The organism is Mesorhizobium sp. M0189 (assembly GCF_040322135.1).
Taxonomy (GTDB): domain Bacteria; phylum Pseudomonadota; class Alphaproteobacteria; order Rhizobiales; family Rhizobiaceae; genus Mesorhizobium.
Window position 1 is genome coordinate 191,459 of sequence record NZ_JAMYSW010000007.1, and the last position, 21,753, is coordinate 213,211.

The following is a 21,753-nucleotide window of genomic DNA, read 5'->3' on the forward strand; positions in this document are numbered from 1 at the left end:
GCTCAGCCGGGCACGAATGGATCCGGTCGGAAAGTCCCGACCGGTCATGGCGCGTCGGCGGATGCGACAACGGTTGTTGGCCAGGGGCAAACCGGTCGCCGACAGCTCGATCGAAGCCGGCTGTTCTGCAAATTGCGGAACCACCATCGAATGGTCCTTCGCCGAGGTCATGGCTCCACAGGCCAGGGCGGACGGATCGGACTGGAGAGAGAAAGACAATGGGCACTTTTTTCTACATGCTCCTGGCGTTCCTGGTAGGTGTGTTGGTTGGCTGGTTCATTTGGGGACGCCTGCGTGGCGAACTCGACAGTTTGCGCGGCGATCTCGACCGCACGCGCAGCGAACGCGACAGATTGCGGGCCGATAGCGACCGTCTGACCGGTGAGTTGGATGCATGCGGCCGCGCCCGCGCCGACCTCGAGCGGCGGCTGGGCGAGGCGCCGGCCGCCAAGGCGCCAACCGCGAAGGCGGCAACAGCCAAGGCGCCAGCCGCCAAGGCCGGCGCGACCAAGGCGGCGATGCAGGCACCGTCAACCCTGATGTCGACATCCGCGCCGGCCAAACCGGCGCCGAAGAAATCTGCAACGGCCAAGGCTGCGACCGCGCCACGCACAAGTGCGGCGAAAACGGCAACGCCGAAGCCGGCTGCATCGAAAGCGAGCGCCGCACCCAAGACTGCGCCAGCGGCAAAAAAGCCTGCGCCAGCGGCAAGCAAGGCTGCGCCGGCGGCAAAGAAAGCCGCGACCGGCAACGCAACGACCGCAGCGGCGGGCAAAGCCAACGATCTGCGTCGCCTGATCGGCATCGGCCCGACCAACGAGCGGCTGCTCAAAGGGCTTGGGGTCACGACCTATGCCCAGATCGCCGCCTGGACGCCCGACGATGTCAGGCGGATCGAGGCGACGTTGAATTTCGACGGCCGCATCGAACGTGAACGCTGGATCGAGCAGGCGAAACTGCTTGCCGCCGGCGACGAAAAGGAATTTGCGCGCCGCTTCCCGACCGCGGGGGAAGCCAGCAACACCTGATCCATCGCAAGGCGGCATTTGGAACAAGGCGGCGCTCTCGGGCGCCGCTTTTGTTTTTGCCCCGCCGCGCCTTTGCGTCTTGAGACGCCGTTCCCTCGATTGCGCACGGTCGAGCCCCCATATAGATCGATCGCTGGTGACCGCAGCATCCGAGCCTTATGTCCCTGCCCCTGCCCTTTGCAATTTTCCGGAACGACGAGACCGCGCGTCAGCTCGTTTTCGACCGGCCGGCCGAGATCATCTCGGCGCATGGCGAGGCGGACTTCCTGCCGGCGCTTGAAGCCGCGCAGGCTGCACATGATGGCGGCAAATGGCTGGCCGGCTATTTCTCCTACGAGGCCGGCTACCTGCTCGAGCCCAAGCTCGTTCCGCTGCTGCCAGCCGGCCGCCGCGCCCCGCTTTTCTGCCTCGGCGTGTTCGACCCGCCGGTCGAAGAGACGGTCGCGCCAGGCGATCTGCCGGCTAGCAACGGCCCAATCTTCGACCCCAAGGCAGCCTGGTCCTCGGACGACTACGCCAAACGCTTTGCCGGGCTGCATGACCACATCCGCAAGGGCGACTGCTACCAGGGCAATCTGACCTTTCCGGTCCACGCGCAATGGTCGGGCGATCCGCTGGACGCCTTCAACGCGCTGACCGAACGCCAGCCGGTGAAGTATGGGGCGCTGGTCGCGCTTGGCGATCCGATCGTCTTGTCGCGTTCGCCGGAACTGTTCTTCGAGGTCGACGCGGAAGGCATGATCGAGACGCATCCGATGAAAGGCACTGCGCCGCGCGGCGCCACCAAGGCGGAGGACGATCGCCTGAAAGCGTTCTTGCGCAACGACGAGAAGAACCAGGCCGAGAACCGGATGATCGTCGATCTCCTGCGCAACGACATCTCACTGATCAGCGAGGTTGGCACGCTCGATGTGCCGGAGCTTTTCCGCATCGAGAGCTACCCGACGGTCCACCAGATGGTGAGCCGCGTGCGGGCGAAACTTTTGCCCGGCCTCGCCATCCGCCAGATTTTCGCCGCGCTGTTCCCCTGCGGTTCGATCACCGGCGCGCCGAAGATCCGTGCCATGGAGATCCTGCGCGAGCTGGAAGGTGGCCCGCGCGATGTCTATTGCGGCGCCATAGGCTGGATCGCCCCCGGCGGCCGGATGCGCTTTTCGGTGGCGATCCGCACCATCTCGCTCTTTGCCAATGGCGAGGCAGTCTACAATGTCGGCGGTGGCGTCGTCTTCGATTCGACAGCCGAAGAGGAGTACCAGGAGTGTCTGCTGAAAGCCCGTTTCGCGACGGGAACACTGCCGATCTCGAACTGATCGAAACAATGCGCTGGGAACCCGGCTCGGGTTTCCTCCGTTTCGACCGCCATCTCGCGCGGCTTTACGGCTCGGCAGACGAACTCGGCTTCGGCTGCGACCCGCAACGGGTCGGTGAAGCGCTGATGAATGCGGTCGGCCGCCAGCACATTGCGTTGCGCACTCGCCTCGTCCTGTCGCGCAAGGGCGATGTAGCGGTTTCGGTGCAGCCCTACGCGCCGCTCGCCGCAGACAAGGTCTGGACCGTGCAGCTGGCGCGCGTGCGGCTTGATTCGAGCGATATGCTGCTGCGCCACAAGACCAGCCGCCGACAAATCTATACGCGCGCCCGCGCTGAATATCTCGCCGGCCGGGCCGACGAGGTGCTGCTCGCCAATGAGCGCGGCGAAATCTGCGAGGGCACGATCACCAATGTCTTTGCCGAATTCGGCGACGGCGTGCTGGCCACGCCGCGGCTCGATTGCGGCCTGCTGCCTGGCGTCCTGCGCGGCGAACTGCTGGATCAAGGCCGCGCCCGCGAAGCAATCTACACATGGAGCGAACTGAAATCGGCCAAGGCGCTGTTCGTCGGCAACTCGCTGCGCGGATTGATCCCGGCGCGGCTGGGCTGAAGCATCGGGAGACAACAATGTTCGTGGTTTCGCTGAAGTATACGGTGCCGCTGACCGAGATCGACAGCCTGCAGCAAGCGCATGTCGAGTGGCTGAAGGCCTGTTATGCGGAAGGCATTTTTGTCGCCTCCGGGCCGAAGCGGCCGAGGACCGGCGGCATCATCATCGCGCGCGGTCCACGCGACGTGCTCGATGCCAGACTGGCGGACGATCCCTTCGCCAAGGCAGGCGCCGCCGATTACGAAATCACCGAATTCACGGCGAGAATGGCCGCTGCCGCACTGGAAGCCTACAAAGAAGCATGAGTTTCCGCCCACCGACCCACACACCCTATGACGGCTCGTCGAAACTGTTCACCATCGGGCTGAAGCCGCTCAATCTAGATAGATGGATCGAGATCGACGAATATCTGCTGCCCTATCTTGCCGAGAAACGCCGGCTTTATGCCGAAATTCCAGACAAGGTTTTTGTCGAGGAGCAAGCCACACGCGATGCCCAACGCGAAGTGCTCGATCTGCTCGGTGCGCATCTGGCGGCGAACTTTCCTGGGACCCACAGGCGTACCGACAACGGGATCGTGGTGATCGGCGGCACCGACAGTCTTGTAGGCTCAGGCACCGCAGCTTCTTTCAGCGATGCGCCGCTTGTCGCGGCCTCGTTGCTCGTCCAGGAGGATTTGATCCTGATGCGCCGCGACGAGAGCGGCTGGCGTCTGGCGGCCGGCTCGCTCTGCTTCCCCTCGTCATGGTCGCTGACCGAAAAATTCGGCAAGCCGCTGCAGCAGATCCACGCGCCGGTACCGGGTTTCGGTCCAGGCACACGCCCGGCCGATCTCATCAACCGCATGTTCGACGGCCTCCAGGGCCAAGCCGTCGAGCGCTACAACTGGTCGATCCAGGCGGGCGACGCGCTCTACCATCCGCTCTCCAATGTCGAACGCATCGACCGCGCCAGCAGTCGCCCGTCGAGATTCCCGGACGGTGACATCGACGCCCATGCCTTTATCCGCGTCGAGCGGCAGACGCTGAGAAAACTCCCCGTTTCGGGCGACGTACTCTTCACCATCCGCATCCATCTCGACCCGCTCGCCGTGCTGGAGCGCCACCGCGACCGTGCGGCGCTCGCAGCGTCCTTGGCCGAACAACTTCTGGCGCTGGACGAGGCCCAGCTCGACTACAAGGGGATGACCGCCGATCGTGACCGGCTGGTCGCGTGGCTTAGGGCGCTGGCGCTGTCCTAGAGCAGTTCATCGTTTCACGGAAACGCCGAACCGCTCCACCTCTTTGTTCTTGCGCAATTCCGGACGGAAAACCGTCTCACACTTTTCCCGGAATTGCCCTAAATCGCAGCCAGGCCCAGCAGCAGGATCGCCGACATCGCGGTAAAGACGGTGACGTTGACATCCCACCGCCAGCCCGCCGGTCCAAACGGCGGCCGGAACGGCGGGTAGCCGTTCTCGTCATACAGCACGCCACCATAGATCGACCGCGAGAGCATGGCCGCGAAGAATGCCCCATACATGGCCGCGGCCAATCCGCCGGCGAGATAGAGCCGCTCGGCTTCGAGTTGCCCCTTGATCCAGATGAGTCCGAGGGCAATCAGCGCCACCCCGGTATAGCTCAGCACCTGCCAGACGACGTGAAACCGGGCATGGGGAGTCCACAGTGGATTGGTGGCGTGGGTGGCGTTCAAGTCGGCTTTGATCGTCGCTACACCGTAACCCACGGTCGCGACGCTCAGCAGAATTCGAGCAAGCAGATGACTGTCATAAGCGAGTTCCATCGCATTTTCCTCCCCTCACGCCGGAACGGCTTGAATGGCGCCCTGAGCACAGAAGAGCTGCCCATCGGCCAGCCGCGCATAATTATGGACGATCCGGTTCTCGTGATCCTGCAACTGCACAATGAAGTTGCCGCTCTGCTCCGTCCAACTCGCGAGCACGAGATTCGGACGCACGCTGGTCAGGCCGACCTTGACCACCTCGTCGATTTCAGTGGTCCCGATCGACGCCTGGATATGCAATTCCTGCGGCGAAAGAAACGTCAGCCGCGGTACGAAGGGGCCGAAAACGCAGTCGAAAGTCTTGCCTACGAGCGAGGCTGGAAAAGCATCGGTTTCTGCCATCATCCTCTCCTTGGGCATTGGCCGCCGCGACCATGCCATGTGACGATTCTCGGTGTCTCAGTCGCAGAAACACCCTCAGTATATGCTCTTGGAGCGCTCCAAGGAGCACGATCCTCCTATTTTGGTTTTGAGTCAATAAAATTCTTGGAGCGCTCCAAAAAATGGTCTACCTCAGGGAAAACGAGTGAATCGCCAATGCCCACCCTAGCCGATGTCGGCAAGGCTGCCGGAGTTTCCCGGGGGACTGTCTCCAACGTCTTCAACCGGCCGGAGCTGGTCAGGCCCGAATTGCGCGAGCGCGTCGAAGCGGCCGCGCGAGCGCTCGGGTTTGGCGGCCCCGATCCGAAAGGACGATTGCTGCGGGACGGCAAGTTCAATGCCATCGGGTTCATGCCGCCTGGCGCCTACGCCATCTCCGAAGTGATGAGAAGCCCATACGGCCGCGAGCTGGTGCTCGGCGTTTCGCTCGCCTGCGACGAGGCTGGAACGACGCTCAGCCTTGTAAACGGCACCGACAACACGCGCTTCGCCAGCATCCGCGATGCCCTGGTTGACGGCTTTATCCTTGGTCACAGCGCCGACATTGGTCTCATAATTTCGGTCCAGAGACGCCGTCTGCCCTTCGTCATTCTCGAAAGCGACGCAGGTCCCGACATCAATTCGATAAAGATCGACGGCAGGAGTGGCGCGGTTGCTGCCGTCCGGCACTTGACCGGGCTGGGGCACCGGCATTTTGCCATCCTTTCGGTGCGCCGGTCTCCCGGCCCGCCGATTGTCCACATGCCCGGAAAGGCAACGCGCCCGCTTCTGGCCGGCTTCCCGCTCGACGATGAAAGGCTCGACGGTTTCAAACAGGGTTTGGCGGAGGCGAATTTGTCGATCGACGATGTCCCGATCATCGAGACGATCCCGGGCGAGCCATCTGCCGGAGCAGTGGTGTTCGACAGGGCGCCTGAAGCAACCGCGATCCTGACCATGTCGGACTGGCAGGCGATCACGATCCTGGACGAGGCGGTTCGCCGCGGCATAGACGTGCCGGGCCACGTGTCGGTCGTCGGCTTCGATGGCACCGCTGAATCCGCACGCACCACGCCTCCGATGACCACTGTCGCACAAGACGTGATCGGAAAAGGCCGGCTTGCCGCCCGAATGGTCCTTGACAATGAAGCCCCCCGCCAAGTCGTTCTGCCGGTAGAACTGGTGGTTCGAGCCTCCACAGCCGCGCCGAGGACAAAAACCCGCTGAAACGGGCGGATGCGCCATCCGCACCAGGGGTGGCGCTCGCCGCGTCTTTTCGCTGAGCAGCCTCAGGTGCGGGACGAGGCACAACTTGACTATAAGGGCCTGACAGCCGACCGTGACTGCTGGCGCAAGACAGCTGTAACTTGCGGCTTGGGGGAAAAATGATCCAGCATCTTAGCAGGCCGGTCACGTTAATGGCCGCGATCCTGGTACTGTCGACAGCAGCCGAGGCGGAGCCGGTGACTTATGCCGGCAAGCTTGGAAAGAGCGATATCGTCGTCGAATTCACCGGCGACCCCGCCGCGCCCGGCGGCCCGCTGGCCGGCCGCTATTTCTACCGCTCGAAGGGCGTCGACATCCCGCTGCAGGCCCGGTCTCAAAAGGGCAGCAAGTTCGAACTGGCCGAGGAGGAGGCATGCGGCGCCGACAATTGCGATGACGGAAAGGCTGCGCCGATTGCCGCCGTCTGGCGCCTGGCCTCATCCAGTAACGGCAAAACCCTTGAAGGCAGCTGGAACGGAAAGAGCGCGCTGCCGCTCAGATTGGAACGGGTCGCAAGTCGGCAGGTGACCGAGAACGAGCCCAGCAGCCCGCTCGATCTCTACGATTTCAGCTTCATGAAGTTCTTCGGCAATGACACGCCGCTCACCATGGAAACGTCCCCTTATGACTATCTGCGGGTGGACACTCAGCTCGATAACGGCAAGACGACTGGTTGGCCGGACGCAACCTACCGCTATGTCGTCGACCCCCGCACCAAATTTGCCACGCCGCGCATTGTCGAACTGTCCGGCGACGTTCCAATCGAGGCCGCGAACGCTCTGCTGCAAGACAGGCACTGGCGCGCCAACATCGGCGCACTGGGCTGCGTGGCGGCGCAGTATGCCGGTTTCAACGAAGGCGGGCCGATTGACGGTGTGAACGGCGGCACACTCGGCGGCTATGAGGACAGCACATTCGAAGTGACCTCGCTGACTCCGCGGCTGATGAGCTGGCGGGAGTCCGGCAGCATCTTCTGCGGCGGAGCGCATCCGACCAACTATTCGGACGCCTACATCATGGATGTGCGGCGCGGCGTCCTGCTCGGCCTTCAGGACATTTTCTTGGATACGATAGATGGCAAGCCCGGTCCTTCCCTCGCCTCCTTCGTCAAGCAGCGGCGCAAGAAACCGAGCGATCAGACCGATATTGATCACGAAGCCGAATGCGGCATCGACGATCTGATCGACGAAAATTTGGCTGCCAGCCTCTGGCGCGAGGGCGACAAGCAGGTTCTGGTGTTCGGGCTCCAGACCCTGCCGCATGCCATCCAGGCCTGCGCCGACGATCTGCTGGAACTGCCGGTCTCCGAGGCACGTGCCCTCTTCAAGCCGGAGTTTGCAAGTCTGGTCGAGCCGTAGCCGGGATGGCGCGGCGTAACGCCGGCCGTCCGATTTTCGCTTTATTGTGACAATGATCTATGGTTTGTCGCGCCGCGGCCAAGCCGCTGTTCCGAAGCGTTTTTTGAGGGAGTAATCGATAAATGGTGAATGAAAACTGGCCCGTTTACGGTGAGATCACCGGCCCTGTGGTGATGATCGGCTTCGGCTCGATCGGACGGGGAACGCTGCCGCTGATCGAGCGCCATTTCAAATTCGACAAGTCGCGCATGACGGTCATCGACCCGCGCGACACCGACCGCAAATTGCTCGACGAGCGCGGCATCACCTTCATGCAGGACGCGGTGACCAAGAAGAACTACAAGAAGCTGCTGACACCGCTTTTGACCAATGGCGGCGGCCGGGGCTTTTGCGTCAACCTGTCGGTCGACACTTCCTCGCTCGAACTCATGAAGCTCTGCCGCAAGCTTGGCGTCCTCTATATCGACACGGTGGTCGAGCCCTGGCTCGGCTTTTATTTCGACGAAAAAGCCGACAATGCCTCACGCACCAACTATGCGCTGCGCGAGACGGTGCGTACTGAAATCGCGAAGAACCCAGGCGGCACCACGGCGATCTCGTGCTGCGGCGCCAATCCGGGCATGGTCTCGTGGTTCGTCAAGCAGGCGCTGGTCAACCTCGCCACAGATCTTGGCCTCGATTTCTCGGAGCCCGCGCAGCACGATCGCGAAGGCTGGGCCAGGCTGATGAAGAAAGCCGGCGTCAAGGGCATCCATATCGCCGAGCGCGACACCCAGCGCACCAAGAAACCCAAGCCGATGAACGTGTTCTGGAACACCTGGTCGGTCGAAGGCTTCATTTCGGAAGGCCTGCAGCCGGCCGAACTCGGTTGGGGCACGCATGAGACGTGGATGCCGAAGAACGCCAAAAAACACAAGAACGGCTCGAAGGCCGCGATCTTTCTGGAGCAGCCCGGCGCCAACACGCGCGTGCGCACATGGTGCCCGACGCCCGGTCAGCAATACGGCTTCCTGGTGACGCATAATGAGGCGATTTCAATTGCCGATTTCTTCACCTTGCGCGGCAAGAAGGGCAAGGTGCAGTACCGGCCGACCTGCCATTACGCCTATCATCCCTGCAACGACGCCGTGCTGTCACTGCACGAGATGTTCGGTGCCGCCGGCGAGGCTCAGCCCGTGCATCACGTGCTCGACGAAAACGAACTGGTCGATGGCATCGACGAACTCGGCGTGCTGCTCTACGGTCACGCCAAGAACGCCTACTGGTACGGCTCGCAGTTGTCGCTGGCCGAGGCGCGCAAGCTGGCGCCCTACCAGAACGCCACCGGCATGCAGGTCACGTCGGCGGTGCTGGCCGGCATGGTTTGGGCGCTGGAAAATCCCGAGGCCGGCATCGTCGAAGCCGACGAGATGGATTACAAGCGCTGCCTCGACGTGCAGAACCCATATCTCGGGCCGGTCAGGAGCTATTATACCGACTGGACACCGCTCGACAATCGACCTGGTCTGTTTTCCGAGGACCTCGACACCAAAGACCCGTGGCAATTCCGCAACATCCTCGTTCGATAGCAGCGTTGCGTCGACACTCCGCCAGCTTGCAATCGCCCGGAAATCGGGCGATTGAAGAGGAGCGGCCTAGAGCGACGTGCGTCCATTTGGACGCACAAAGTACGCTCTAGCACTTTGAATGTGAGCATCGTGCTTTCCGAAAATCGGATCGATTTTCGGGCCGATGCGAGAGGAGAGGATTTTGAAGATGACGATCGCGCAAAGACTGCTTTCGGCTGGCATTGCCGCGGCCGCTACGGTCGCGTTGGCGGCCTGCACCACAACCGGCCCAGGCGAGCCGCCGGTGATCACGGCCAAAGGGGTTGAAGGCTCCTGGATCGACGCGCAGGGCACGGGCTTGTCCACCTTCAAGGGCGGCAGCTTCGCGACCGTCGCAACCGACACCGGCCAGAAGCTTGCCGATGGCAGCTACACCATGACCGGCGGCACCTCGGTCGAGATCCATGGCACTTCGCTGATCCGCCAGACGCCGATCAGCTTCAACTGCCTGATGGTCTCCACAAGCCAGCTCAATTGCACCAGCGCGAGCGGGCAGAATTTTGTGCTGACCAGGCGCACCTGAAATCCGATTCCGAATTGACTTTGCAAAAGGGCGGCGGCTTGAAGCCGCCGCTTTTTACGCCGGCAAAGCCTTTTTACGCCGGCAAAGCTGATGCCGATTTCCGCTTGCATCGACTGAAACGCGATGTGAACATGGCCCGAGAGGGCTGTTACATCCCAGTCAAACAAGAGCTTTAAACGCGTCTGCGCATGACCCCGAAAATCGGAGTCGATTTTCGGAAAGGATCATGCGCAAAATAAAATTGGTACTTTGCGCGTCCCAAATGACGCGCGGCGCTGTACTCAAGTTATCCGGGAGACGAGAATGAAGAAGATCGCTGCCATCGCCGCGCTGTCGGCATCGGCGCTTGGCCTGTCGGCAGGCGTATCCTTTGCCGACTACACGCTGAACATCCTGCACATCAACGACTGGCACAGCCGCATCGAGAGCAACAACAAGTATGAATCGACCTGCTCGGCCGAGGAGGAGACCAAGGGCGAATGCGTCGGCGGCGCCGGCCGCCTGGTCACCGCGATCGCGCAGGAGCGCAAGAAGCTGCAAGGCCAGAACGTGCTGCTGCTCAGCGCCGGCGACAATTTCCAGGGCTCGCTCTTCTACACGACCTACAAGGGCAAGACCGAAGGCGAATTCCTCAACCAGATGAAATTCGATGCCGAGGTGGTCGGCAACCATGAGTTCGACGATGGCGAGTCGGCGCTGGCGCCGTTCCTCGACATGATCCAGTTTCCGGTGCTCGGCGCCAATGTGAAGGCCAATGCGCAATCCAAGCTCGGCGACCGCGTCAAGCCGTCGATCGTGGTCGAGGTCGGCGGCCAGAAGATCGGCATCGTCGGCGCGGTCACCAACGACACGCCGGAGCTTGCCACGCCTGGCCCGAACATCGCCATCGAGGACGACGTCAAGTCGATCACCGCCGAGGTCGAGAAACTGAAGCGAGAGGGCGTCAACAAGATCATCGCGGTCACCCATATCGGCTACAAGCGAGAACGCGACGTGATCGCCAAGATCCCGGGCGTCGACGTGGTGGTCGGCGGCCACAGCCACTCGCTGCTGTCCAACACCGACCCCAAGGCGGAAGGCCCTTATCCGACGATGGTCGACAATCCGGACGGCTACAAAGTGCCGGTCGTGCAGGCGGCGTCCTATTCGAAATATCTCGGCGAGTTCAAGGTCGTCTTCGACGACAATGGCGTCGTCGAAGAGGCAAGCGGCGATCCCATTCATCTCGACAAATCGATCACGCCCGACCCCGCCGTGCTTGCCCGCATCAAGGAACTCGGCGCCCCGATCGAGGCTTTGAAGAACAAGGAAGTCGCCGAGACCACCAAGGCGATCGACGGCAGCCGCGAAAACTGCCGCGCCCGCGAATGCGAGATGGGCAATCTGGTCTCCGACGCCGTCCTCGACCGGGTCAAGGGCCAAGGTGTCGAGATCGTCATCTCGAATGGCGGCGGCTTGCGCGCCTCGATCGACCAAGGCACCGTCACCATGGGCGAGGTTCTCACTGTGCTGCCGTTTCAGAACACGCTGGCGACCTTCCAGATCACCGGCAAGGATCTGGTTGCCGGCCTGGAAAGCGGCCTCAGCCAGGTCGAGGACGGCGCCGGGCGCTTCCCGCAGGTTGCCGGCCTGAAATATGCGTTCGACAAATCGGCGCCGCCTAATGGACGCGTCAAATCGGTCGAGGTCATGGAAGGCGGCGCCTGGACGCCGATCAAACCGGACAAGGACTATCTGGTCGCCACCAACAACTATGTCCGCCAGGGCGGTGACGGCTACAAGGTATTCGCCGAGAAGGCCAAGAACGCCTATGATTACGGCCCGGGGCTGGAACAGGTCGTCGCCGATTACCTCGGCGCGCACCGGCCCTATACGCCGAAGCTCGACGGCCGCATCACCGAGATCGCCGCGACCGGAGCCCCGGCCGCGGAACCAGCCAACCCGGCCGAACCGCCAAAACCTGCTGAGGCAGCGCCGATAAAGCCTGCTGAGCCGGCAATGCCCGAAATGCCGGCCGGCTCCGGCGACATTTCCAAAACACCACCGGCCGTCCCGGCTGAAACCGCGCCGGCGGCCCCCGCACCCGCCGAGCCGGCCCAGCCGGCGGCACCTGCGGCTCCGGCCACACCGGCTCCGGCCACCCCTGCTCCGGCTGTACCGGCCAAACCGGCCGAGACGGCGCCTGCCCCGAGTCAGCCGGCCCCGAGTCAGCCGGCCCCGAGTGAACCGGCCCCAAGTGAGCCGGCAAAACCTGCCGAGCCCGCCAAGCCGGCTGAGCCGGCACCGGCCGAAAGCAGCCATGTAATCGTCGCCGGCGATACCTATTGGGATCTCGCGGTGAAGGCCTATGGCGACGGCACCAAATGGAAAATGATCTTCGATGCCAACAAAGCCTACGAGCCACGCCGGCTGCCGGTCGGCGCAACCTTGACTATCCCGGCGGCCTCGAAGTAATCCGGCCGCAGGAACGCAATGCACCCGCCCGGCAAACCGGGCGGGTGCTGCATTTCTGGGATAAGGTGCGGCCAGACGCTGCATTTGAAAACCGGCGCGGCATCGCTACCTTCGCCGCGGCACCGCTGGTTTCGCGGTGTTGGAGAACCCCATGACGCTTGCCAACCCTGCTGAAAGCAAAGCCGAAACGACCGCCGGCGCGCTCCCGGCAGGACACCCTCCGGTCGGGACAGGCAAGGTCGGTGTCATGCTGATCAATCTCGGCACCCCGGACGGCACCGACTTCAAGCCGATGTGGCGCTATCTCAGGGAATTCCTGTCCGATCCGCGCGTCATCGAACTCAACAAGGCGGTCTGGTATCCGATCCTCTACGGCCTGGTCCTCACCACCCGGCCGAAGAAGTCGGGCGCCAACTATGCCAGGATATGGAACCGGGAGCGCAACGAGTCGCCGCTGCGCACCTATACCCGTGCCCAGTCCGAGAAACTCGGGCTTGCGCTCGGCGATTTATCCCATGTGATCGTCGATTGGGCGATGCGCTACGGCAACCCTTCGACCGAGAGCGTGGCCAACAGACTGGTCGAGCAAGGCTGCGACCGCATCCTGTCTTTCCCGCTCTATCCGCAATATTCGGCGACGACGACTGCGACCGCCAACGACCAGTTGTTTCGCGCGCTGATGAAGATGCGCCGCGCCCCGGCCATTCGCAGCGTGCCCCCCTATTACAACGAGCCGGCCTATATCGAGGGGCTCGCCCGTTCGATCGAAGGGCATCTGGCGAGCCTCGACTTCGATCCGGAAATCGTCATCGCCTCCTATCACGGTATTCCGAAATCCTACTCCGACAAGGGCGATCCCTACCAGGCGCATTGCCTGGAGACGACGCGGCTGCTGCGCGAAAAGCTCGGCTGGGATGAGAACAAGCTGATCACCACCTTCCAGTCGCGCTTCGGCGCGCAGGAATGGCTGCAACCCTACACCGACAAGACAGTCGAAAGACTGGGGCGCGAAGGCGTGAAATCGGTCGCCATCGTCAATCCGGGCTTTTCCGTCGATTGCATCGAGACGCTGGACGAGATCGGCAGGGAAGCGGCCGAGACCTTCCACCATGCCGGCGGCGAAAAGTTCGCGCACATCCCTTGCCTCAACGACAGTGCAGAGGGCATGGCGGTGATCGAGGCAATGGTGCGGCGCGAGCTGTCCGGCTGGGCTTGAATGGATCCCGCCGTCCATGCACCCGCAATCCGTGATCACCTGATTGTAACATTGCTGAAACACACTTAAGTGTTTGGTGGAATCGGCCGCGTGGCAATGTCCAACATGGCCTTTGAGGGGAGAGCCAAAATGGGTTTCAGTGGTTTCGATATTGCGCTTCTTGTTCTTGTCGCCCTTGTCGTGCTGGTGCTTTTCAAGGGCATCCGGACAATTCCGCAAGGCTACAATTATACCGTCGAACGCTTTGGCCGTTACACCAAGACATTGAGCCCGGGCCTCAACCTCATCGTGCCCTTCGTCGACCGTATCGGCGCCAAGATGAACATGATGGAGCAGGTGCTCGACGTTCCGACCCAGGAGATCATCACCCGCGACAACGCCACCGTGGCCGTCGACGGCGTTGCCTTCTATCAGGTGCTCAACGCGGCGCAGGCCGCCTACCAGGTCGCCGGCCTGCAGAACGCTATCCTCAATTTGACGATGACCAACATCCGCACCGTGATGGGCTCGATGGACCTCGACGAGCTGTTGTCAAACCGTGATGCCATCAACGAGCGCCTGCTGCGCGTCGTTGATGAGGCCGCGCACCCCTGGGGTATCAAGATCACCCGTGTCGAGATCAAGGACATCAATCCACCGGCCAATCTCGTCGAATCGATGGGCCGCCAGATGATGGCCGAGCGCAACAAGCGCGCCCAGATCCTCGCCGCCGAAGGCCTCAAGCAATCGCAGATCCTGGAGGCCGAGGGCCGCAAGGAAGCCGCCTTCCGCGATGCCGAGGCGCGCGAGCGCTCGGCCGAGGCTGAAGCACGCGCCACGCAGGTGGTATCGGAGGCGATTTCCAAGGGTGACGTGCAGGCGCTCAACTACTTTGTCGCGCTGAAATACACCGAAGCGCTGACCAGGATCGGTGCAGCGACAAACAGCAAACTCGTGCTGATGCCGATAGAGGCTTCCTCACTGATCGGCACGCTCGGCGGCATTGGTGAAATCGCCAGGGAAGTTTTCAAGGGCGAAGGCACCGCCAGTCCAGCACGACAGGCCCGCCCGCCCGTGGTTCGTCCCAGCGAGACCTGAGGCCATGTTCGATCGCATCATTTCCGAACTCGGTCCGTGGAACTGGATGGTCCTCGGCTTCGTCCTGCTGGTGATGGAGGTCGTCGCGCCGGGCATTTTCATGCTGTGGATCGGCATTGCCGCGCTGTTGATCGGCGTCGTCTCGCTGCTCATCTGGGACGCCGGTTTCTGGAGCTGGCAGGTCCAGGTCCTCGCCTTCCTCGCGCTGTCGCTGGTCTCGGCCTATGTCGGCAAGCGGCTGGTGGGCGGGCGGCATGAGGAAACCGACCAGCCGCTGCTCAACCGGCGCAGCGCGCAGATGGTCGGCCGGACGGCGACCCTTGCCGAGCCGATCAAGGATGGGCGCGGCCGCATCAAGCTCGGCGACACGTTGTGGCGCGTCTCCGGCCCTGACCTGCCGGCCGGCACGCAGGTGCGCGTGACCGGTGCCGCCGACACCGACCTGGAACTGACGGTCGAGGCAGTCTAGAAGCCCGCTAGGCAGCACCGATGCGCAGCAGGTCGTGCAGATGGACGAGCCCGATCGGCCGTCTGCCTTCGACCACCATCAGGCTGGTAATGGCAGAATCGTTGATCGTCTGCAGCGCCGTCGCAACCAGTGTGTCGGGCGCCGCCATTTTTGGCTCTCTGGTCATCACCTGATCCACGCTCATGGCCAGAAGATCGCTGCCGATATGGCGCCTGATGTCGCCATCGGTGATGATGCCGATCAGCTTGCCGTCCGCCGAAGTGACCGCCACGCAGCCAAACCCCTTGCGCGACAATTCGAGGATCGCCTCGCGCATGCCGGTGCCGGACGACACCAGAGGCAGCCTGTCGCCGACATGCATGATCTCGCGGATCTGCGTCAGGTTGGCTCCGAGCTGGCCGCCGGGATGGAACGTTCGGAAATGGTCCGGGGTGAAGCCGCGCGCCTCGAGCAACGCGATGGCCAGCGCATCGCCCATCACCATTTGCAGCAGCGTCGAGGTCGTCGGCGCAAGGCCGTGCGGACAGGCTTCCGGGGCTCGCGGCAGCAGAAGCACCACGTCGGCCGCACGCGCCAGAGCCGATTTTTCGCCGGCGGTGACCGCGACCAGCGGGATCGAGAAGCGCCTGGAATAGGCGATGATGCCCTTGAGCTCGAGGCTTTCCCCCGACCACGACAGGGCGATGATGGCGTCGTTCCGAGCGATCATGCCGAGGTCGCCGTGATTGGCTTCGGCAGGGTGGACGAAGAAGGCCGGCGTGCCGGTCGAAGCGAGCGTTGCGGCGATCTTCGAGCCGATATGGCCGCTTTTGCCGACCCCGGTGACGATGACGCGGCCATCGATCTGCGACACCATGTCGACTGCCCGTGCGAACGGCTCGGCCAGCCCGTTTTCGAGCGCGTCTGCCAGTGCCGCGACGCCGGCCTGCTCTGTCGCCACCGTTCTCAGCGCCGAGGCAATCGCGGCCTGCTCGTCGAGCGGCTTCCTGTCTGGGGATTTCACGTCCATGGACGATGCGATTAGCGCTTCGGCGCGCGCCTGTCCAACGGAATTGCCGCCCAGAACACCTTGGCGGGCGATCCCTCAACGCTCCGTTAACCATCCCCATTTACGGTTTCGTAAGTATGGCGCGCGTGCGCCGCGCAAGCAGTGGTGCCGATGTCCGGGTTTCAGCCTCAAAACAAAATAGGACGAAAGGGCAAGGCGGTTTGCGCTTTGCTGCTGGCAACCAGTGTCCTTGCGTTGTCGCGTCCGGCACTGCTTTGCGCCCAGGAAACCGAGCTGCGCGGTGAGGTTTCGGAATCGACAATCCTGGACGACCAGCAGTACAGGATCAGGCAGTTGGGCATGGCTGCTGCAACCGCCAACGACGATACGCCGCTGCCTACCTATCGTCCGGCCAGCCCGGGGGCCTTGCCTGACGACGGCACGGGCGAGGCGGCGGCCACAACCGGCGGCACTTTCGATCCACCAGCGGCCAGCGACGACCCGTTTGCCGACCCTGCTCCGCCGCCACGACGGCGGCCGAGCGCAACGCAACGCGCCGTCGAAGAAGGCAAGGCCAAAGATGAGGCCGTGGACAACAAGAAGAGCAAGAGAGGCGCCACTGCGACTGCAGCGACGCCGACGACCGACGACACCGACACCGCCGCCATAGACGAGCAGGATACGGCCAACCGCCGTGCGGTGACCATCGATTCCGCCGAAAGGCTCAAGCTCGACCCCGGCGCCGAGCGCACCGAAGCCATCGAAGGCCAGGACAAGAAGAACGAGGACGACCCGTTCGCCGCCACCGGCATCCAGCTCGGCTCCTTCGTGATCCGGCCGACGCTCGAGCAAGGCCTGACGTATTCAACAAACGCCGATTCGAGCAGCCTCGGCAAGCCGGCATTGCTGTCGGAAACGACGCTGCGCTTCAACGCCGTCTCCGACTGGCGGGAGAATTCGGCGACGATTGAGGGCTATGGCATCTTCCGCGAGACGTTGTCCGGCTATGACGTTCACGAGGCGCAAGGCCGCGTCGACGGCACGCTCAACATCGATCTCGACAATGATCTGCGCGCCATCGCCAAACTTGGCTACGAGGCCGTGCCCGAATCGGCCTCGGCGCCGGACGCCATCGTCGGCGCCGTTGGGCAGCCGGTGCGCCAGACCGTGAGCGGCAGCCTCGCCGTCGAGAAGGATGCGGGAAAGATGCGCTTCGCGCTGACCGGCGCGGTCGAGCACGACATCTTTGGTGACGCCAAGCTTTCGTCGGGGGGATCGCTGTCGCAGAAGGGCCGCGACTCGACGCTCTATACGGCCATTTTGCGCACCGGCTACGAGATCTCGCCTGCCATCACTCCGTTCACCGAAATCGAGGTCGGCCGGCGCGCTTATGATTTGCGCGTCGATCCAAACGGCTTCCAGCGCTCCTCGACGCGGCTTGGCGCACAGGCCGGCGTCGAGCTCGATCTCCGCGAGAAGCTTACCGGCGAGTTCTCGGTCGGCTGGCTGCGCGAAGCTATCGACGACAACGCCCTGCCGGCGATTTCGGGCGCGACGGTTAATGCCGATCTCAAATGGTCGCCGGAACGCGGCACCACGATCGGCCTCACCGCACAGACGACCGCCGAGAACACGACGAACGCGGGCGAAAGCGGCGACATGCTCTATTCCAGCAGCCTCACCGGCGAGCGGCAAATCCGCGCCAACCTGACCGGAAATGCCGCTCTCGGCGTTGAATGGCGCGACTATACCGGCTCCGACGATCATGATTTGACGCTGAGCGCCGAGGCTGGGCTGACATGGTGGCTGAACCGCTATGCCGGGCTCACCACCCGCGTCAGGACTGAAAAACTGACCAGCAACCTGGTTGGACGCGACTACACGGCCAACAGTATCTTCGTCGGCTTGAAGTTGCAGCGCTAATGCATGTCGCGCAAAAGTGTGCAGCGGTTTTGCGATAACGACATGCATAAAACAAGAACCTAAAGCGCATCGCATAAGGCTGGTCGAATGCGGCGCACTTTAGCCAGTCAGCGCGAACCGGTGTTGAAGCTAGAAGGCTACGCCGCGGCGTTCTGACGGCGCGAGTTCGTCGAGAAGCGTGCGAATGACACCGGCCATGCTTGCATTCATGTCGCTGCGCCACAGTGCGAAGGCAACGTTGGCCTCGACGAAGCCTTCGGGCGAGCCGCAGTCGAACGTCCGCCCGCGGTAGTGGTAGCCGTAGAAGGGCTGTTGCTTCTGCAGCTTCAGCATTGCATCGGTGAGCTGGATCTCGTTGCCGGCGCCTTTTTCCTGGCCTTCGAGTATCTTGAATATCTCCGGCTGCAGGATATAGCGCCCGTTGATGAAGAGGTTCGACGGCGCGGTGCCGGTCTTCGGCTTTTCCACCATGCCGGTGATGCTGAAACCGTGATGGGCGTCCTCGCCGCGGCCGACAATGCCGTATTTGTGCGCCTCGGCGGGATCGCATTCCTGCACGGCGACGATGTTGTTGCCGGTCTCGGCGTAAAGCTCGACCATGTCCTTCATGCAGCTTTTTTCCGACTGCATGATCATGTCGGGCAACAGCAGCGCAAAGGGCTCGTCGCCGACAAGCTCGCGCGCGCACCAGACGGCGTGGCCAAGGCCGAGCGGCACCTGCTGGCGGGTGAAGCTGGTCTGCCCCGGCGCCGGCTGCAGCCGCTGCAGGCGGGCGAGCTGATCATCCTTGCCACGCTGCGCAAGCGTGTCGTAGAGCTCGAACTGGACATCGAAGTGATCCTCGATGACCGCCTTGTTGCGGCCGGTCACGAAGATGAAATGCTCGATCCCGGCTTCGCGCGCCTCATCGACCACATACTGGATGACCGGCCTGTCGACGACCGTCAGCATTTCCTTGGGAATGGCCTTGGTGGCGGGGAGAAAGCGCGTGCCGAGACCGGCAACCGGGAATACTGCCTTGCGAACTCTCTTCATGTGCCAATTATCCATTTGCATGCCGGTTCGGCAATCCCGATTCGAGACATTTTCATGCCGAAATCGAGCATTACTGAACGACGGGACAGAAATCTCAGCTGGTAAAGCGTCGACGCATCTTTTCATCCCGGACGGCACCTATGGTAAACCAAATGCTAACCGGGTTCGGCGATGAATAGTCTTCCTGAGATAAAGAAGGAGGAAAAGATGTCCGTTCGCAACGTCGCAAGGCGCTTCACCAGCGTCCTGACGGCCGCCAGCCTCTCGCTTGCCTTGCTCATGCCCAGCGGGCCGGCTTTTGCCGATGCCGGCTTCCGCCAATGGGTCGCCAGCTTCCGTGCTACCGCCGTGGCGAGCGGCGTTTCCGGCTCCGTCTACGACCAGGCATTCAAGGGCATCAGCGATGCTGATCCGATGGTGCTGGAAAAGGCCCGTACTCAACCCGAATTCACCGCACCCGCCTGGGATTATTTCGACAACCGCGTCCATGACCAGTCGGTCGCCGTCGGCCAGCAGATGGCAAGGAAATGGAAGCCGTGGCTGGACAGGATCGAGGCAAGATACTGCGTCGACCGCTACATCCTGCTGGCCATCTGGTCGATGGAGTCGAACTACGGCGAAACCCTCAAGCGCGATGACATCATGCGCAATGTCGTGCGCTCGCTGGCGACGCTTGGTTATGCCGACCCGAAGCGCGCGAAATTTGCCCGCACCCAGCTGATCGCGGCGCTGAAGATCCTGCAGACCGGCGACATCGACGAAAGCCATCTCAGCGGCTCTTGGGCCGGCGCGATGGGTCATACCCAGTTCATCCCCACCAGCTACCTGTCCTATGCGGTCGATATGGACGGCAACGGCAAGCGCGACATCTGGAATTCGATTCCCGACGCACTGGCGACAGCCGCCAATTTGCTGAGGAAGAACGGCTGGCAGGCAGGCAAGACCTGGGGTTATGAGGTCAGCCTTCCGGACGGCAAGAAGCTGCCCGGGGGCTCGAAGTCGCTGTCGCAATGGCAGGCGCTTGGCGTCACCCGTGCCAACGGCAAGCCGTTCAAGAACGGTGGGGACAAGGCGACGTTGAAGCTGCCCGGTGGCCGGGGCGGGCCGGCTTTCCTGATGATCAAGAATTTCTCGGTCATCAAGCGCTACAACAATGCCGACAAATATGCGCTCGCCGTGGGCCTTCTTGCCGACGAAATCGCCGGCTATGGCGGGCTTGTGCAGGACTGGAAGCGACCGTTTACCAAGCTCTCCTTCGAGGAAAGGCAGGAGCTTCAGAAGCGACTTTCCGAGCACGGCTACTACGACGGCAAGTTCGATGGCAAGATCGGTGACGGATCGAAAACCGCCATCATGGCCTTCCAGGCAAAGGCCGGCTTGACCCAGGACGGGTATCCGAGCAAGGAAGTGCTCAAATGGCTCAGGCAAAACTAGAGCCGGTTACGGGATGGAGAGGGTGATTGGTTTCGGCTGCGCGCATCCGGTTGATCGTTCGTCGCGTGCCGATCCTCGTTCTGGCGATCGTCGTTCTGGCAGTCGGCGCGGCCAGCGCCTTTCATACCTCGGCCATGGCGCAGGAGCCGGAAAGTCGTGGCTGGTCGCTGCGCGACCTGTTGTTTCCGCGCAGAAGCGAGCGGTTTGAGCAGCCGCCGCCCGAATTCCCGAGAGAATTCCAGAGAACAAAGCCCAGACCCAAGCTGAGGAAGCCCCGGTCCGTTCGCCGGCCGGCGCCGGCCGAGCCGACAACCCCGGTGGCCGAGAAGGCGCCCGATGCGCGCGTCGTTCTGGTGGTCGGCGATTTCATGGCGTCTGGACTGGCTGAGGGGCTCGACGCCGCCTTTGCCGAAAACACCGGCGTCAGGATTGTCGTCCGCGCCAACGGCTCGTCCGGCTTCGTGCGCGACGATGTCTACAACTGGCCCGAACAGGTCAAGTCGCTGATCGCTGCCGAAAAACCGGCAGCCGTCGTCGTCATGCTCGGATCGAACGACCGTCAGCAGATGCGCGTCGGCGATGTGCGTGAGCAGCCGCGATCCGAAAACTGGACCAAGGAGTACGAGCGCCGGACCGAAGCGCTCGGCAAAGCCATCGCTTCAGCCAAGGTGCCGTATCTGTGGGTTGGCATGCCGGCCTTCCGGGTCTCGAAAATGACCTCCGACATGCTGGCCTTCAACGACATCTACCGCTCGTCCGCCGAAAGCCACGGCGGCGAATTCGTCGATGTCTGGGACGGGTTCGTCGACGAGAACGGCGCCTTTATCACCAGCGGACCGGACATAAACGGCCAATCGGTGCGCCTGCGCTCCGACGACGGCATCAACATGTCGAAGGCCGGCAAGCGCAAGCTCGCCTTCTACACCGAAAAGCCGCTGATGAAGATCCTTGGGCTGGCCGCTCCGGGAAGCGTGGTCACAGCTTCTGCCCCGGCCGGCGCTCCCGTCGAGGCGCCGGCACCTGCTGCCGCACCGATAGCCGCCGATCGCACTGTGCCGATGCTGCTCAGCGATCCGGCGCTGGACGGCGGCTCGGAACTTCTCGGCGCCGCCCCGCCGGCAAAGGCGGACAAGAATTTGCCCGGCGAAAAGCTGATCGTCGAGGGCAAGGCGACCGACGCCTCGCCCGGCCGCGCCGACGATTTCTCGTGGCCGCCCAAGATACAACCTGCGACTGCGGCTGCTGCATCCGACACGACGACGGCGATCCGGCAGTAAAACCGGCGACTCTTTCTGTAGAGTTTCGGAACGGA

General features: G+C 62.7%; 20 protein-coding genes. 16 read left to right on the forward strand and 4 right to left on the reverse strand.

What is annotated here, in order from left to right; all coding sequences use genetic code 11:
- The first annotated feature begins 218 nt into the window (after window positions 1–218).
- From NKJ09_RS15780 to NKJ09_RS15800, 5 genes are all read left to right on the forward strand, one after another.
- Window positions 219–1,028 (forward strand): helix-hairpin-helix domain-containing protein, encoded by an 810-nt coding sequence (locus NKJ09_RS15780; protein WP_352481948.1) that lies wholly within the window; start codon window positions 219–221, stop codon window positions 1,026–1,028.
- Window positions 1,029–1,186: 158 nt separating this feature from the next.
- On the forward strand, window positions 1,187–2,338 hold the full coding sequence (locus tag NKJ09_RS15785; RefSeq protein WP_352494713.1) for an aminodeoxychorismate synthase component I: 1,152 nt from the start codon (window positions 1,187–1,189) through the stop codon (window positions 2,336–2,338).
- Window positions 2,287–2,949, forward strand: a complete 663-nt coding sequence (locus NKJ09_RS15790; protein ID WP_352494712.1) for an aminotransferase class IV family protein — start codon at window positions 2,287–2,289, stop codon at window positions 2,947–2,949. The genes NKJ09_RS15785 and NKJ09_RS15790 overlap by 52 nt, the downstream gene beginning before the upstream one ends.
- Before the next feature lie 17 nt (window positions 2,950–2,966).
- On the forward strand, window positions 2,967–3,254 hold the full coding sequence (locus tag NKJ09_RS15795; RefSeq protein ID WP_023720190.1) for a YciI family protein: 288 nt from the start codon (window positions 2,967–2,969) through the stop codon (window positions 3,252–3,254).
- Window positions 3,251–4,189 carry a heme-dependent oxidative N-demethylase family protein gene (locus NKJ09_RS15800; protein WP_352481946.1) on the forward strand — a complete coding sequence of 313 codons (939 nt, stop codon included), beginning with the start codon at window positions 3,251–3,253 and terminating at the stop codon, window positions 4,187–4,189. Before NKJ09_RS15795 ends, NKJ09_RS15800 begins: the two co-directional genes overlap by 4 nt.
- A 98-nt stretch (window positions 4,190–4,287) precedes the next feature.
- Here the strand turns inward: NKJ09_RS15800 and NKJ09_RS15805 are convergent, their stop codons facing one another.
- Together NKJ09_RS15805 and NKJ09_RS15810 are read right to left on the reverse strand one after the other, a co-directional pair.
- Window positions 4,288–4,731 (reverse strand): DUF6640 family protein, encoded by a 444-nt coding sequence (locus NKJ09_RS15805; protein WP_352481944.1) that lies wholly within the window; start codon window positions 4,729–4,731, stop codon window positions 4,288–4,290.
- Window positions 4,732–4,746: 15 nt separating this feature from the next.
- The gene (locus tag NKJ09_RS15810) at window positions 4,747–5,073 is read right to left on the reverse strand and encodes a MoaF-related domain-containing protein (RefSeq protein WP_156948115.1); all 327 of its coding nucleotides are present in this window, start codon (window positions 5,071–5,073) and stop codon (window positions 4,747–4,749) included.
- A gap of 195 nt (window positions 5,074–5,268) precedes the next feature.
- Here NKJ09_RS15810 and NKJ09_RS15815 point away from each other — a divergent pair, with 195 nt between their 5' ends.
- The 8 genes from NKJ09_RS15815 to NKJ09_RS15850 all read left to right on the forward strand — a co-directional run bounded on the left by NKJ09_RS15815 (window position 5,269) and on the right by NKJ09_RS15850 (window position 15,061).
- Window positions 5,269–6,318 (forward strand): LacI family DNA-binding transcriptional regulator, encoded by a 1,050-nt coding sequence (locus NKJ09_RS15815; RefSeq protein ID WP_352494711.1) that lies wholly within the window; start codon window positions 5,269–5,271, stop codon window positions 6,316–6,318.
- A 158-nt stretch (window positions 6,319–6,476) separates the two neighbouring features.
- Window positions 6,477–7,715, forward strand: a complete 1,239-nt coding sequence (locus tag NKJ09_RS15820) for a hypothetical protein (protein ID WP_352481941.1) — start codon at window positions 6,477–6,479, stop codon at window positions 7,713–7,715.
- A 122-nt stretch (window positions 7,716–7,837) separates the two neighbouring features.
- Window positions 7,838–9,283, forward strand: a complete 1,446-nt coding sequence (locus NKJ09_RS15825) for a homospermidine synthase (protein WP_352481939.1) — start codon at window positions 7,838–7,840, stop codon at window positions 9,281–9,283.
- Window positions 9,284–9,470: 187 nt separating this feature from the next.
- Complete coding sequence (omp10, locus tag NKJ09_RS15830; protein ID WP_023720183.1) at window positions 9,471–9,845, forward strand: outer membrane lipoprotein Omp10; 375 nt, start codon at window positions 9,471–9,473, stop codon at window positions 9,843–9,845.
- A gap of 303 nt (window positions 9,846–10,148) precedes the next feature.
- Window positions 10,149–12,299, forward strand: coding sequence for a 5'-nucleotidase C-terminal domain-containing protein (locus NKJ09_RS15835; RefSeq protein WP_352494709.1), 2,151 nt, complete (start codon window positions 10,149–10,151; stop codon window positions 12,297–12,299).
- 151 nt (window positions 12,300–12,450) lie between these two features.
- Window positions 12,451–13,515, forward strand: coding sequence for a ferrochelatase (gene hemH / locus NKJ09_RS15840; RefSeq protein WP_023719099.1), 1,065 nt, complete (start codon window positions 12,451–12,453; stop codon window positions 13,513–13,515).
- Between the two features lie 129 nt (window positions 13,516–13,644).
- Window positions 13,645–14,592, forward strand: coding sequence for an SPFH domain-containing protein (locus NKJ09_RS15845; RefSeq protein WP_023719098.1), 948 nt, complete (start codon window positions 13,645–13,647; stop codon window positions 14,590–14,592).
- Window positions 14,593–14,596: 4 nt separating this feature from the next.
- Window positions 14,597–15,061, forward strand: a complete 465-nt coding sequence (locus NKJ09_RS15850) for an NfeD family protein (protein WP_352494708.1) — start codon at window positions 14,597–14,599, stop codon at window positions 15,059–15,061.
- A 7-nt stretch (window positions 15,062–15,068) separates the two neighbouring features.
- Here NKJ09_RS15850 and NKJ09_RS15855 read toward each other — a convergent pair whose 3' ends face one another.
- Window positions 15,069–16,070: a KpsF/GutQ family sugar-phosphate isomerase gene (locus NKJ09_RS15855; RefSeq protein ID WP_023719096.1), complete on the reverse strand. Its 1,002-nt coding sequence runs from the start codon at window positions 16,068–16,070 to the stop codon at window positions 15,069–15,071.
- Between the two features lie 150 nt (window positions 16,071–16,220).
- On the opposite strand from NKJ09_RS15855, the gene NKJ09_RS15860 reads away from it, so the two are divergent.
- Entirely contained in the window at window positions 16,221–17,972 is a 1,752-nt protein-coding gene (locus NKJ09_RS15860; RefSeq protein ID WP_352494707.1) for an outer membrane beta-barrel protein, read from the forward strand.
- 129 nt (window positions 17,973–18,101) lie between these two features.
- Here NKJ09_RS15860 and galU read toward each other — a convergent pair whose 3' ends face one another.
- On the reverse strand, window positions 18,102–19,007 hold the full coding sequence (galU, locus tag NKJ09_RS15865; RefSeq protein WP_023719094.1) for a UTP--glucose-1-phosphate uridylyltransferase GalU: 906 nt from the start codon (window positions 19,005–19,007) through the stop codon (window positions 18,102–18,104).
- 207 nt (window positions 19,008–19,214) lie between these two features.
- Here galU and NKJ09_RS15870 point away from each other — a divergent pair, with 207 nt between their 5' ends.
- Together NKJ09_RS15870 and NKJ09_RS15875 are read left to right on the forward strand one after the other, a co-directional pair.
- Window positions 19,215–20,441 carry a lytic murein transglycosylase gene (locus NKJ09_RS15870; RefSeq protein ID WP_352494706.1) on the forward strand — a complete coding sequence of 409 codons (1,227 nt, stop codon included), beginning with the start codon at window positions 19,215–19,217 and terminating at the stop codon, window positions 20,439–20,441.
- Between the two features lie 26 nt (window positions 20,442–20,467).
- Entirely contained in the window at window positions 20,468–21,718 is a 1,251-nt protein-coding gene (locus NKJ09_RS15875) for an SGNH/GDSL hydrolase family protein (protein ID WP_352494705.1), read from the forward strand.
- Window positions 21,719–21,753 lie beyond the last annotated feature (35 nt).

Excerpts from the sequence above, each read along its gene's own strand:
- NKJ09_RS15780 (WP_352481948.1), top strand. The coding sequence starts at position 219 with ATGGGCACTTTTTTCTACATGCTCCTGGCGTTCCTGGTAGGTGTGTTG.
- NKJ09_RS15785 (WP_352494713.1), top strand. The coding sequence starts at position 1,187 with ATGTCCCTGCCCCTGCCCTTTGCAATTTTCCGGAACGACGAGACCGCG.
- NKJ09_RS15795 (WP_023720190.1), top strand. The coding sequence starts at position 2,967 with ATGTTCGTGGTTTCGCTGAAGTATACGGTGCCGCTGACCGAGATCGAC.
- NKJ09_RS15800 (WP_352481946.1), top strand. The coding sequence starts at position 3,251 with ATGAGTTTCCGCCCACCGACCCACACACCCTATGACGGCTCGTCGAAA.
- NKJ09_RS15805 (WP_352481944.1), bottom strand. The coding sequence starts at position 4,731 with ATGGAACTCGCTTATGACAGTCATCTGCTTGCTCGAATTCTGCTGAGC.
- NKJ09_RS15810 (WP_156948115.1), bottom strand. The coding sequence starts at position 5,073 with ATGGCAGAAACCGATGCTTTTCCAGCCTCGCTCGTAGGCAAGACTTTC.
- NKJ09_RS15815 (WP_352494711.1), top strand. The coding sequence starts at position 5,269 with ATGCCCACCCTAGCCGATGTCGGCAAGGCTGCCGGAGTTTCCCGGGGG.
- NKJ09_RS15820 (WP_352481941.1), top strand. The coding sequence starts at position 6,477 with ATGATCCAGCATCTTAGCAGGCCGGTCACGTTAATGGCCGCGATCCTG.
- NKJ09_RS15825 (WP_352481939.1), top strand. The coding sequence starts at position 7,838 with ATGGTGAATGAAAACTGGCCCGTTTACGGTGAGATCACCGGCCCTGTG.
- omp10 (WP_023720183.1), top strand. The coding sequence starts at position 9,471 with ATGACGATCGCGCAAAGACTGCTTTCGGCTGGCATTGCCGCGGCCGCT.
- NKJ09_RS15835 (WP_352494709.1), top strand. The coding sequence starts at position 10,149 with ATGAAGAAGATCGCTGCCATCGCCGCGCTGTCGGCATCGGCGCTTGGC.
- hemH (WP_023719099.1), top strand. The coding sequence starts at position 12,451 with ATGACGCTTGCCAACCCTGCTGAAAGCAAAGCCGAAACGACCGCCGGC.
- NKJ09_RS15845 (WP_023719098.1), top strand. The coding sequence starts at position 13,645 with ATGGGTTTCAGTGGTTTCGATATTGCGCTTCTTGTTCTTGTCGCCCTT.
- NKJ09_RS15850 (WP_352494708.1), top strand. The coding sequence starts at position 14,597 with ATGTTCGATCGCATCATTTCCGAACTCGGTCCGTGGAACTGGATGGTC.
- NKJ09_RS15855 (WP_023719096.1), bottom strand. The coding sequence starts at position 16,070 with ATGGACGTGAAATCCCCAGACAGGAAGCCGCTCGACGAGCAGGCCGCG.
- NKJ09_RS15860 (WP_352494707.1), top strand. The coding sequence starts at position 16,221 with ATGTCCGGGTTTCAGCCTCAAAACAAAATAGGACGAAAGGGCAAGGCG.
- galU (WP_023719094.1), bottom strand. The coding sequence starts at position 19,007 with ATGAAGAGAGTTCGCAAGGCAGTATTCCCGGTTGCCGGTCTCGGCACG.
- NKJ09_RS15870 (WP_352494706.1), top strand. The coding sequence starts at position 19,215 with ATGTCCGTTCGCAACGTCGCAAGGCGCTTCACCAGCGTCCTGACGGCC.